This is a genomic window from Maribacter spongiicola (assembly GCF_052119685.1).
Taxonomy (GTDB): domain Bacteria; phylum Bacteroidota; class Bacteroidia; order Flavobacteriales; family Flavobacteriaceae; genus Maribacter; species Maribacter spongiicola_A.
In genome coordinates this window covers 833,454-846,786 of sequence record NZ_JBGQOO010000001.1, presented here as the reverse complement: position 1 = coordinate 846,786, position 13,333 = coordinate 833,454, and the positions used below count along the sequence as shown (strand labels likewise).

Sequence of the window (13,333 nt, the reverse complement as noted above, 5' to 3'; positions counted from 1 at the left end):
ATGCATACGATTAAATCAGTCCTATTAGTTGTATTTTCTAGTGTACTATTTGTGCATTGTACCTCTTCAAGTAATGAGAAACCTACCGTTTATATGGTAGGCGATTCTACGATTAAGAACGGACAAGGAGATGGTGCTGGCGGACTATGGGGGTGGGGAGATTATATTGGCCAGTTTTTAGATAGTACAAAGGTGAATGTCGAAAACCATGCATTGGGTGGCACTAGCAGTAGAACGTTTCAAGATTTAGGGCTTTGGGATTCGGTACACCGTAAACTGAACAAAGGAGATTATGTATTGATTCAATTTGGACATAATGATGATGGGCCAATAAATGATGATTATAGGGCGCGTGGTACTATTAAAGGGATCGGTAATGAATCGGAAGAGATTGATAATATACTCACCGGCAAACATGAAATTGTACATTCCTACGGATGGTATATACGAAAAGTGGTAACAGAAGTGAAAGAGAAAGGTGCCATCCCAATTGTATTGTCGCCTATTCCAAGAAATAAATGGAACGAAGGCAAAGTGCCTTTAAATAATACCTCTTATGGTCTGTGGGCTAAACAGATAGCACAAGAAGAACAAGTGACCTTCATAGATTTGAATACGAAGATGGCCCAGAAAATGGAATCCATAGGTGAAACAGATATCACGGGAACTTATTTCTACGAACACGACCATACGCATACCAGTGCAAAAGGGGCGGTCATGGCAGCAGAAGTCATTACTGAAGAATTAAAAAAAACATCCAATACTTTAGCTGATTTTATTTTGGGAAACCCTTTGGTCAAGTTGCCTAAAAAACGGAATTTATTTTTGGTGGGTGATTCTACTATGGCAAATAATGGTGATGAAAATGCCGTGGGCTGGGGTGTTCCTTTTCCTATTCATTTTGATACGACACGAATACAGATAATCAATAAAGCAAGGGGAGGTAGAAGCTCAAGAACATTTATGTATGAAGGATTATGGGACAGTGTATTAAAACAAATACAACCAAAGGATTTTGTACTGCTTCAATTTGGACATAATGATGCCGGAAATATTGCAAAGGCAAAATACAGAGGTTCCTTAAAGGGAATTGGAGATGAATTACAAGAAGTAGATCGGCCTGATAGTACGTTGGAAACTGTTCATACTTTTGGCTGGTATATGAAAAAATATATACGGGATGCCAAAGCGAAAGGAGCTCTGCCTATTGTACTAAGTTTAACGGTGCGTAATGAATGGCCGAGTGGTATTGTTGAACAACGGACGGATTCATATATAAAATGGGCACGGGAAGCTGCCAAGGCAGAAAATGCCATTTTCATGGATATTAGTGATAGTTTAGCAATTAAATATGGTGAATTGGGTAAAGAAAAAGTTAATGCATTTTTTCCAAAAGACCACACGCATACCGGGGCTAAGGGGGCGGCATTCAATGCAAGAATCATTGCCCAAAGCTTACGAAACTGTTCCACTTGTGGCTTAAGGGAATTTATTTTACCTATTAAGGATTGATTCTTTAATCCATAATAGGTAACTCATAAAAATGATGACTATCTGCAGGATATAGCGCTACCTGATCCAATACTATGCCTGTTTGATTTAGGTAAACCTTAAGCACTATCTTACCTGTCTTCCCTAATTGTACGGGAACTTTTACCACCGTACTGTTCCGCAATACATTTTCTTTCCATAGATCGCTTCTGCCTTTTGTGTTCAATGTTATGGGTGCTAGCCGTTCACCATCTATTTCTATACGTATTTCATGGTCAAACGTGTTGGAATGGGTTGGGAGGCATCTAAGTTCAAATAAATACGCACCAGGTTGTTCCACATCAAATTCATATGCAACCCATGGTTGGTCATTTTTAAAGCGGGTGTTGGACAAAGGAAATAGGGTTATTGCTTGGTTACTGTACCCTAATCCCTCTATTGTTTTCCAATTGCCTTTAGAAGTCTTGAACCCTGATGCTTTTTTAGTTTTGCCTTTAAAAGTGACATTAAAGTTCCTTCCTGTATCTATGTTAGGCTTATGGGATGCTGGTGCATCAAAGACCGGTAAGTTCCTTGGTGTCATGGACATCATATGGTTCCATTTTCCACCTTTTAGCTCTTTGTTATAATAAGCGGTAAGTTCTTCTATGGTATTAAAGGCCTCTTCACTTTTTTTGATATAAGATGCCTTGTCGGCCTCATCCTTCTCGGTCAAGGCCAATTGTTGATAAAGAAACTTACGGTTCATTAATGCCGCTCCTTTTACCGGATATGCTACTAATTGAAACCAAGCCGCCAATTTCTCTTTTGGCAAAAGAGATTGTAAACTATCGGTTTTTTTATAGAGCATATCATATGCTGCTATTCTATCATTTGCACGTTGGTTAGTAAAGTCGGTTATCGCGGTAGGGGTGGTAGGTTCAGTTTGGCTCCATCCCATATATTCTGGTTTGCGCAAAAATGCCAATCGGTAATATTCGTCCATGACCATGGCAATCTCGTCTGCAATCTCAGCGCCAAATTCTCGAGCGGACCATTGTCTTAAATGTTCATGAATTGTAGATTCGTCAATTGAATTGATATCCCAAGCTAAGTCCAGAAAAAATTCCATTCCATATTCTCCAGGTTTGATATCCCCAACATTGGCGATCCATATTTTTCTTGCACCGTTAGCATAGGCCCTACTCATTTCATGCCAGATAAGTCCGGGTTGGGTTGTGCTCAGCCAAAGATAATCGTGGGGTCTGCCCCAATAGCTTAAATGGTAGTATACACCGCTTCCGCCAACTCGTTTTTGCTCTTCTTCATTGCTCAATCTGCGTATATATCCATAATTATCATCGGTCCACATTAACGTAATATCCTCCGGCACCTCTAGTCCTTCGTTATAGATATCCAGGACTTCTTTATAGGGGATGAAAACTTGAGGAATCTGGGTTATTGGTTTTTCCAAAGTGTTGGATAGCATTGTACGCTGCGTAGTCATAATGGTATCCACAAAAGCCATTCCCTCGGCCAGACTTGAAACGCCTTCCATACCGCTGTCATGAATACCGCGCATACCCAAGGTCATAATGGTATTGACGTTTTTCTCTTTGATTTCAGTAATTCGAGATTGCCAGTATTCGTTAATACGTTTTTTGTTGGTACTGTAATCGTACTTGCCGAAATCATGGTTCCATTCTGCCACATTATTACGCATCATAGGTTCTGCATGAGAGGTGCCAACGATCATTTGGTATTTTTCGGCTATGCCCGCATTACCTTCGACCGTAAAAAATCCTTGCGTGCAAGGGTGCATGGCAGGCCAAATGGTGTTTGCTTTTAGGCGCAATAGCAATTGAAAAATCTTTTCATAGGTTTTTGGACCAATATCACCGGTCTCGGTATCAAAGGTTTTGGCCGCCCAAGGTTGTAACCCCCAATCTTCATCATTTAAAAATATACCGCGATACTGCACTGAAGGTGATTGAACAATACCTTTTTCAGGTAGTTCTAGCTGTAATTTTTCTTTTTTTAGTGGAACAAAATCTGCCCACCATTGCCAAGGTGAAACGCCAAGTTGTTCTGCCAATTCAAAAATGCCATATACGGTTCCGCGAACATCACTACCTGTAATGACAGTATTTTGTTGAGTATTCTGGATGCTAAAAGCCTCCCATTTTCCTAATAAGGAATCATTGGATGTAGTAAGTGTTGTTAACAGCTCGTCTTTAACTTCACCTATATAAATACCGGTTTCCTTTTGGGTATTCGTTTTAATAACATTGGGCTTAGTGCCAGTAATGCGTTCTATGTCTTTTGAAAGTTCTTCTGCAGCCCAGAATATTAGCGGGTTGCAATTAGAGTCCACATAAATGGATGTTGTATGGGTTTTATCGGCAATTAAAAAACCATTTGTAACTGTTTGTTTTGTACAGGATACAAATTGAATCGATAGTATTAGTATGAGTAAACGCTGTATCATATGTTTATTAAGGCATTTTTGTTAATCCTTCCCACTTCACTTTCCAAATGCCATCTTTTGGAAAACCAGGGTTGTTAATTGTGTTTCCGTCAAAACCGGCACACATCATGGCCACAGCTGCAAGATAACCTCCATTGCCGGGTAAGTAAAGTGTTAATCTAGGAGTTTGGTAATTATGACCGCTAGGCAAATAGGTATTTGTTATCTCGTCTCTTAAAAGTGCTTTTATTGCATCTTCTGGCCTATTTAATCTGGTGGCGGTCATGGCTTCAAGTGGAAAATCCCACCCCCAGGTATGGTCCCAATTCCAAACCTTGTCCACGATATCGAAGGTACGGTTCATTGTGGGGATATCCACATAATCGTTCTGTGGAAGAAAACTCATGGCCCCTAAAACGGCCGGGTGGTCAATGGTATGTTTGCTTGTTGGGGAGTATGAGTTAGGGATACTCTCCGCTGCTAAATAAACACCATCTTGTTGTGCCATTGGCGATATTTTATCGATGACTTTTTGCCATTTTGGATTAGTGTCCATTCCCAATCTTTTTTTCCATTCCTGTGCCCGTTCCAAGGCCCATTTCCAATATGAAAGTTCTAATGGCGGATTGTAAGTTTCCAATTTGTCAAAACATTCTTGTGCGGGTATGACTCCTTTACCCAAGATGTATCTATCCTTCTCAGCATCATAATTAGCATAGGATGCCATGAAATCTGCCGTCTCAAAAATGAGCTTTTGATATTTTTTTAAATTTTCTTCCGTAGGATTGTCCCTATAGATGAGTTCGGCAAGGTAAATGACATGTGGCTGTTGCCATATAAGAAAAGAGCCCACATTTGATGATGTTTCGCCACCTTCATTATCGGTCATTTTTTGCCATCGTACTCCTTCATATCCTTGGCGTTGTGCCAATTTTTTTGCGCCTTCAAAAGCTGTAAAATACCAGCCGATACTTTTTTCTAAATAAGTGGTACGTCCCCAAAGCGGATAATGGGCGGTATGCCACCAATACATTTCCATATGAGGTTTTCCAAACCAGCTATTATAGGTTAGTCCGGTTTCCTGAACGGGATAGTTACCGGCACATTGCGACCGCGTTAAGTATTGCGAAAGTACCACCCTGCGCTCAAGTTCAAATGCTCGCTCATCGGTACATTCGGAAAAATCTACCGCACCACCGGACAACCAAAAATCCTTCCACATGTTGCTGCTTTTAGCCCTTACCGTAGTGAAATTATGAATAGGCTGTTTTGGCTCATTTTTACTGAATGTTACGGTAGCTTCAAAAGATGTTGAGGTTGACGGTGTGATACTGTAATAGTGGTCCTCTATTTTAGTAATACCGCTTTTGTTGGATAGTTTTGCCGAAACGAAATACCGGTCACTATCCAACGTACGGGAAAAAAGAAATTCGTTGCCCGGTTTGTTTTCAACTGTGGTAGTATGTTTTTTATGCGTTGTATAATTAGTGCCCTTATCTGAAAACTCACCAGTAGGGTAAGGGAATCTGAATTTTAACCGAATTCTTTGTTCTGCTATGAGGGGAGATTCAATTTTTACCGAAATAGCATCCGTTTCAGCATCTGCATAGGTAAGCACTTTTATGGGTGAACCTTCAACCTCAAATTTACTTTCTATTTGGCCGGTCCAAAGATTGAGCGTTTGGTCAATATTTTTTATGTCGGTAGGGAGCGCCTTTGAACCATCCTTTTTTATAATAATCAAACCTACATTTCCTAATTGTAGACGATGCGGATTAGACCTGAAATATTCCGATGCGGCATTGTTTCGTTCATTTTCGCGGTCTTGAATGGCATATAGGGCATTTGGGTTACCATTAAAATCATAGGGCTTTAATGCTTCTTCAAATTTGAAATCACCTTCATTGGGCGAGGTATGCCAGCCCCATTCCGATTGGGTTCCTAAGGGTACTCCATTTTGATAATGTTCGGGAAAACTTTGAAGTCCGGTAGCGTCTACGGTAAAAGAAAACTTTCCGTTACCTACGTTTAACGAACCTAAGGTATCTATGGTTTGTATGTTCACATTATGTCTTGTCACTAAAGCATGGCGGTCTATTTTATCTTGACATAAACTCTTTTGGGGCCATTGTAATGTGAAAATCAGAAATGCTAGAAAAAGGAAATTTTTCATTTTCTACAGTTTTTAATTCGTTTGTTTATTGGAAGAATACGTAGATGCCGGGAAAATAACCCCAGGTGAATTCTCTATGGTTAACGGCAAGCCGTCCTCGGTATCTAGACTTACATTGGTCAAGCTCCAGTTTTTACTATATTGGATATCCCCAGCCGTTTCTGCCTCTATATGCACATTGTCCAATGTTATTTGTTCAACCGTTGAACTTTCCAAACCTTTTACGTTAATTGCTTTTTTAGCTCCTTTAACTTGAATGTTTCTTAGGGTGATATTTTTAAATTGTGGAACGCCTTTTGATTCCGGTTCAACTTTATTGAGCATCTTTTTCCAATGAACGGGAATTTCTTCGGGGTCAAATTCTTCTGGTAATTTAGAATAACTGTAGGTTGGATTCCAATTCATGGAAACTTCCATAAATGTACGTACACTATCCATCTGTATATTTTCAAGATAAATATCCTCTACCGTTCCACCACGGGTAGTGGCCGATTTTATATTGAGTCCGTTTTTGGTTCCCAAGCCCTTTATGTTCGATGCATAAACATGTCGAATACTCCCCGATGTTTCACTGCCCAAGGTCACCAATCCTGAACCTGCCCTGGCAATACAATCACGAATCACCACATATTCTGTAGGTCTGTTTACCCTTAAACCGTCCCAATCACGACCTGCTTTTAGGCAAAAATTATCATCGTTACAATCAATATCACAATTCTGCACCAAGATATATCTAGAGGAATCTATGTCAATACCATCGGTACTTGGTCCATGGCCACCAATATTGTTTCGTATGGTTAGGCCATCTACGGTAATATGTTCCGAATACAATACCTGAACCGTCCAAAAACCTGCTTTTTGAATGTTGAGGTCTTTTAGGAATACGTTTTTAGCATTGGATATTAAAAAAGTTCGTGGCCTTTTGGCATCATAATCTACAATCCAGCGTAAACCTCTAGGCTCATAGTCGTTTTTACGAAGGTCCCAATAATAGTCCCAGAAGACCTTGCCTTCGCCGTTTACCAAGCCATCACCATCTATCAATACATTGTTTTCATTACGAACATTTATTAATGCTGCTGGCCATTTCATTTCTACGCCCGCTATACGGGTATCTATTTCCTTGTAATCGGCAATGTTTTGACTACCTCTAATTTCTACTCCTTTATCTATTCTAAAATGAACCCCTTCCTTGATAAAAATAGACCCGCTTAAATAAATGCCAGGTTCAAAAAATACTGTTCCGCCACCATTTTTTGCACATTCATCAATTGCTTTTTGAATGGCTTCGGTGGTCAACGCACTGCCATCATTTACCGCACCATATGCGTTTACGGAATATGTTTTTGAATTAAACGTCAAGGGCGAAGCACCAACTTTAGAGACCCATGATGGCGCTGAATTTTGGGAATTTTGGCTATCCTTTACTTCAGCATTCTTTTCTTTGCAAGAGAATGTGAGCCCCAATAGAGTTATATATAGTAGTATTGAATGTATTTTCATGACTTTGTTTTGGCTATCGGTAATTAATTGATTGGTCTTAATTCATATAAAAAACTTCGGTTAAATTTTTTGATAGTGGAGAGTTATCGGCATTGGTCTCCATAATATCCGCCATGTACGCCCACCATTTTTTGACTATGGGATGCTTGGGTAGCAAAGCTTCGTCAAAATCGTCACTTAACTTTTGAAATGCGAATAGGGTGGAGGACTCATCATCTAAAAAAATTGAGTACTCCGAAATTCCTGTTACCGAAAGAAGTTTTGAAAGCTCAGGCCAAATTTCATCATGTCTTTTTTTATATTCTTGCTCATTGCCTTTAATGAGTTTCATAGTGAATGCATTTCTTTTCATGGCATTATTGAATATCTAGGTTAACATTTTGGTCGTCTAATTGAAACTGGTCCTGTAGGCTTACTTTTAAACTGGAAAACAGGGCTTCCTGTTCTTCTACTATATTATTTGTTTCTTCTGGATCCAACTCAATATTGTATAGCTCGTATTCGGTATCGGAAGTTAAATGTCTTGTTCTGATCAGCTTCCAAGGTTTTTCTATAATACTTTCCTGTAGATGACCACGCACATAAATAGATAAGTTTAAAGTGTCTTTGCCTGTAAGTGTGGGCCAAATATTTCTTCCTTCCACTAAAGCCGGTATTTCATCAATACCTGCCAAGTCTAGCAAAGTTGGCATCATATCTATGGCAGAAAAATAGTTATTGGATATGCCGGGTTTTAGCTTGCTTTTCCAATACATTATTGCGGGTACCCTAATAGCTCCTTCATAATTGGAAGTCTTCCAATCTTTTAAGGGTGTATTACTACCTAAAACGTCATTTGCGGCATGTCTACCCTCATATTGATTGCTTGGAAACCAATTTTCCATTGCCCCATTATCGCTCATAAATAGAATAATGGTATTTTCCGTTAGTCCTAAATCATCAAGTTTGTTCAGGACTTTGCCAATATTATTGTCCATATGAGACATGGCTGCGGCAAAATCTCTTCTTGACGCGTTTTTAATTCTATTAACATAAGGTTTTTTCCATGCTTCGGTTTCTTGTAGCGGAAAATGTGGAGCACTATATGCCAATTGTACATAAAAACTTTTGGTCGTATCTCTGTGCTTTGTAAGCCAATTGATGGCTTCTGCCCCAATTAAGTCTGTAGCATGGCCATCTTCAGAAATAAAAGTTCCGTTTTTATGCCAACTTGGATCTCCGTTTTTATATTCATGGGAATACTGGTCTATTTGCCCATGTAGAAATCCGTAGGAATAATCAAAACCATATTTTTTTGGTCCACTAGAGGGTTTTAATCCTAAATGCCATTTTCCGAATAATGCGGTTTGGTATTGATACTTTTTTAATTGTTGGGGTAGGGTAACAATGCTGTCCGGTAGGCTTATTTCGCTTCTATTGCTGATGGGCGCTACAATACCTATTCGACTGGCTGGGCGACCCGTTAAAAAACTTGCTCTAGATGGCGAACAGGTAGGGTTCACGTAAAAACGATTTAACTGAATTCCTTCTTTTGCAAGTACATCAATATTTGGCGTAAATATTTCTGAGCCATTATATCCAACATCATTCCAACCTGCGTCATCTGCTATAATGACCAAAATGTTGGGAGTAGTAGCTTTAACTACTTCCTTTTTTTCGTCATTACAACTTAGAAATAGAGTTAAGGTTAGCAACAGGATGTATCGACACATATATTACTCTACTTTTAGCTGTAAGGAACTATCGTTAATTTCAAATGTATTTGCTTTTATAAGCTTAATAACTTCTGAACCCGCAAGCAATACCGGTCCGTAACCATGAGCGGCGAAAACATTAATTGGTCTATAATAATAGAAAGCAGGGTCAAAGCCCATACCGGTTCCCACGCAAGTACCTTCTACTTGTCCTTTTTCATTTACCTTGGTAGCTACAGCATTCCACCCCAATAAAACAACTGGTGAATAGGCAAGTTTATCTATGTATCCATTATTTATTGCTTTGGCAATTGAATATGTATATATGGCCGTTGCCGAGGTTTCCAGATAGCTATTGTTACGGTCAATTAATTGATGCCAGAAACCGGTGCCATCTTGGTACTGAACCAACCCTTTAATATGCGCCTGTAATTGCTGCAAGACATCTTGATAGCCTTCATGTTCCTTAGGTAACACATCCAATAATTCTACCAGTGTCATTACGGCCCAACCATTGGCTCGTGCCCATCTATATTCAGGATGAACTTCCATTGCCTGTACCCAGCCATGCATGTATAAGCCTTTTTCCTCATTGAACATTCTTTTGGAAAATTGGCGAACTTGCTTTACGGCATCATCATAATATTTGTTATCACCTGTCAATTTTCCCATCTGTGCCAAAGCTGGTACGCTCATGAACAGATCGTCCAACCATAGGGTATTTGCCTGGGGTCTGTTCCTTGCCAAAGTACCATCTGGAAAACGAAATTGTTTATTACTGATATAGTCAATGAAATTATCTATTAATGGTTGTAATTCTGCATTTAGACCTACTCTCTTTGCCTTTATCATAGCGGCACAAATGGCACCCGCATCATCTAATGCATGAGGCTGCAATGATTGTACTATTGGCGAAGGATAATCTTTATCCTTCTTATATTTTTCCCAGTAAAATGGAGCTATGTCAGCAATTAATTTCAGTCTTTTATTGGTGTAGTCGGCATATTTAGGGTCTCCCGTTGCTTCCGTAATTTGAGTCATACCTGCATAGGTAACTCCCCATTCATAACTGGTCAACCTAAAGGCCCCTGGTTCAAAAATGCTATTCTGGTTTAATTTTTTAAAATCGGTTATTTCCTTTTTGGTCGTTGCATCAATTAATTTAGCAGCAGTCTCAGTTTCAAGATAGTTATATACACGATCTAGTGTTACCACAATTTCATCAATGGATTTTACGCCATATGGTGTAGGATAATCTGGTTGTAGAAGATGCAACGGTGTCGTTACATCATTGGCTGGTTCTTGTGCTAGAATTATGTTCAAGCAAAGGAAACTAAATATGAGGGTAATTTTAAAGGGTGAACGATTATTTTTCATGTTGATCAAGTTGTTTTGGTTAAAGTGTGATTTTAATGTTGACAGACAGTTGGTCTGTCATATCTAGAACATAGGTGATGAACTCATTTCTATCTACAAATTTTTCAACACTTAGCTCCCAACCGGCTATAGCAAAGTATTTTACCGGTTCATTGTCCTTAATATCCAATATGGCCAGATAAGAGTTCGATAAATTACCGGTTTTTGGAGCCTCCATATAGCCCAAATACTTTTCTTTAGGAAGTATTATGGCCATGCCTAACCACCATTCCTTATCGTAAGATTGTTTATCATGGGTTAATAAGATGACATATTTACTATTATTCTTTATAACCTCCAAAGGCATATCATTATGAATATTTACCAGCCCAACAATTAAATTTTCATCACCCGTAAGACCGTTTATTGATACCGTGTTTTGATAGCCATATATGCCTGGCCAAATGCTTGTAGTTTCGGTAACATTATAAACTCGGTCGTTAATTTTCCATTGATTATAATGGTATTGCAATACGGAATTCACAGGACCTTCATTTTGTATTTTAAAAGTGGTTTTTTCTACGTTATTTATAGCGTCGTTTACGGTTACCCCTAATCGCATCAAACTATTCTCGGTCGCAAGCCCAAAGCCACCTATGCCCAATGAGTTTCCTACTGCGAGAACATCCCTGCCCCAGTCTTCCATGGTATGATAATTGTCTTCAACTGCGCCGTCTGCAGAGATGCCAACATTTTCCGGGGAAATTGCAGTGGTCTTTTTACCAAAAAGGTCTTTTGCATTTCTTCCATCAAAATAATGTCTAAAACCTACTTTGTCATTTTCCCATGATGGTCCGTCTGTTTGGTATTGTTGGTAACCAATAGTTAGTGGAAGTTCGTTTGCCAACATAGTTTCTTGAGTTTTAGGTTTTACAGGAGCATCTTTTGATGCACGCTTGCCAAACCTGGCACTTGTGCGTTGGGGGTATTTTGGTAATTGTTCGGACCATGCAATTGTAATGTTCTTTGTTTCTTCTGGGGCAAAGTCCATCACAAAAAATAACTCGTCCCATACTGCATCGCCGTCCGTAGCATTGACTTGAGAAGCAATGGTGTCTGTTCCGGATATGACAATAGGATGTATTGCCGTACTATCAATTACCATTAACTGTGTTCTTTTAATAGAGATGGGTTTATCTACCAATTTAATTTTAGAGGTGTTGGTAAGTTGTATTTCTTGATTTTTTACTTCAGGACTCGCACATGAAGTACCTAATAGAAAACTAAACAAGACTAGACTGTAGATTATTTTTTTCATAAATAGTTCTTTTTATTCAGGGTGTACAGGTACGATCATAATATCATTTTTGGTCAATAGACTTGAATTGAAAAGTATCCATTTTCCATCAGGACTTATAGATTGATGCATATGAGCCTCGCTAGAAAATGGACTTTTGCTTAATAAACGATGACCCGTGGTCAACAAGGTCGTATCTTTTGGGTTATCTGCATTAATTCGATATAATTTACCATCAAACGTATCACCAGCAATCCATTTTCCATCTGGTGTGGCGTTACAATGCCAATAACCACCATCACCGGTTTGCCCATGAAATTTCAATTCGTTTGTTCTTAAGTTCAATGAATAGATGCCCGTTTGGTTTTCTTGTAACCGGTCTATATGTCCCATTAAGTGAAAAAGTACTTTATCCGGACCCATAAAAACCTCGTGGGTGACCCAGTCATTTTCACGTTCCTCATAAAGCGGTCTGTTCGTCACCTTACCATTTTTATCTATAGAAAGATACCACATTCGTTGTGGAGAATCACCTCTGGTTTCCCAGCAATACATAAGTTCCCCTTCAACAAATGGATTGGCTTGTAAGTGCCCCACCCAAAAAGGAACCTCTTTTAACTTTACCGTTTTTCCAGTTTTAAAATCTACTTTATAAATGGCGTATAACGAGTCATTGATTTTGGAGGAAAAGTAGGCTGCTTTTTCACTGGCGTCCAGACCTAGGCCAGAAGGTTTAATATTTTTTGGTACGGTCGCCAAAAGTGTTATATAATCCTCTGAACTCTTGATATTACCAGTTTCACTATCTTTCAATAGTTGTTCAATATCTATTTCAATTAGATTGTTTCCTTTAAATTGATAGGCAACATTTTTGTGCCATCCTAGATGAAAGTCCCTACCGTTTTTACCCGTGGTAATCTGTGTAATGTTAAAATCATTGGTAGAGATAGCATAATATTGACTGTCGTAGTTATCTTTTTTTGAAGTTCTATTAGAAGTAAAAACAATATATTTTCCATCTGCAGTCCATTGCGGATGTGTTTGGTACATCTTCGAATTTCCATGTCTTGAAGTAGTAAGTGCATTTACGGTAACCCCTGTAATTTCATCTTTGAAGGTGTAGTTTTCAGATAAGAAACGTTGCCCGAATATATCATCACCTGCAATGTCAAAAGTTTTATACACATTTGCTAGTTCTGAATAATCTTTACCCTCAATATTCTGTGCTTGGAAATTTTGATAAAATAATATATTCAAAATTATCATTAGAAATTGGTCAATGGTCTTATTCATACTATTCAAAATAAAATATTAAATTAAAAAAAGACCCTCTTAAAAATAACAGCGGCAAATACTGTAGTTAGTTTTTGATA

At 38.7% G+C, this 13,333-nt stretch carries 9 protein-coding genes; 1 reads left to right on the top strand and 8 read right to left on the bottom strand.

Features of this window, described 5'->3' with window-relative positions:
• The gene (locus tag ACEN2N_RS03500) at nt 1-1,512 is read left to right on the top strand and encodes a rhamnogalacturonan acetylesterase (protein WP_441823014.1); all 1,512 of its coding nucleotides are present in this window, start codon (nt 1-3) and stop codon (nt 1,510-1,512) included.
• Nucleotides 1,513-1,516: 4 nt separating this feature from the next.
• On the opposite strand, the gene ACEN2N_RS03495 is transcribed toward ACEN2N_RS03500, so the two are convergent.
• The 8 genes from ACEN2N_RS03495 to ACEN2N_RS03460 all read right to left on the bottom strand — a co-directional run bounded on the left by ACEN2N_RS03495 (nt 1,517) and on the right by ACEN2N_RS03460 (nt 13,253).
• Nucleotides 1,517-3,958 (bottom strand): glycosyl hydrolase 115 family protein, encoded by a 2,442-nt coding sequence (locus tag ACEN2N_RS03495; protein WP_441823013.1) that lies wholly within the window; start codon nt 3,956-3,958, stop codon nt 1,517-1,519.
• A 7-nt stretch (nt 3,959-3,965) separates the two neighbouring features.
• The gene (locus ACEN2N_RS03490; protein WP_441823012.1) at nt 3,966-6,110 is read right to left on the bottom strand and encodes a hypothetical protein; all 2,145 of its coding nucleotides are present in this window, start codon (nt 6,108-6,110) and stop codon (nt 3,966-3,968) included.
• 12 nt (nt 6,111-6,122) lie between these two features.
• Nucleotides 6,123-7,613: a glycoside hydrolase family 28 protein gene (locus ACEN2N_RS03485; protein ID WP_441823011.1), complete on the bottom strand. Its 1,491-nt coding sequence runs from the start codon at nt 7,611-7,613 to the stop codon at nt 6,123-6,125.
• 37 nt (nt 7,614-7,650) lie between these two features.
• The gene (gene rhaM / locus ACEN2N_RS03480; protein WP_441823010.1) at nt 7,651-7,965 is read right to left on the bottom strand and encodes an L-rhamnose mutarotase; all 315 of its coding nucleotides are present in this window, start codon (nt 7,963-7,965) and stop codon (nt 7,651-7,653) included.
• A gap of 4 nt (nt 7,966-7,969) precedes the next feature.
• Nucleotides 7,970-9,325, bottom strand: a complete 1,356-nt coding sequence (locus tag ACEN2N_RS03475; protein ID WP_441823009.1) for a sulfatase-like hydrolase/transferase — start codon at nt 9,323-9,325, stop codon at nt 7,970-7,972.
• A gap of 3 nt (nt 9,326-9,328) precedes the next feature.
• Entirely contained in the window at nt 9,329-10,630 is a 1,302-nt protein-coding gene (locus ACEN2N_RS03470; RefSeq protein WP_441823008.1) for a glycoside hydrolase family 88/105 protein, read from the bottom strand.
• 73 nt (nt 10,631-10,703) lie between these two features.
• Nucleotides 10,704-11,981: a DUF4861 domain-containing protein gene (locus ACEN2N_RS03465; protein WP_441823007.1), complete on the bottom strand. Its 1,278-nt coding sequence runs from the start codon at nt 11,979-11,981 to the stop codon at nt 10,704-10,706.
• Between the two features lie 12 nt (nt 11,982-11,993).
• Nucleotides 11,994-13,253 (bottom strand): biopolymer transporter Tol, encoded by a 1,260-nt coding sequence (locus ACEN2N_RS03460; RefSeq protein WP_441823006.1) that lies wholly within the window; start codon nt 13,251-13,253, stop codon nt 11,994-11,996.
• Nucleotides 13,254-13,333 lie beyond the last annotated feature (80 nt).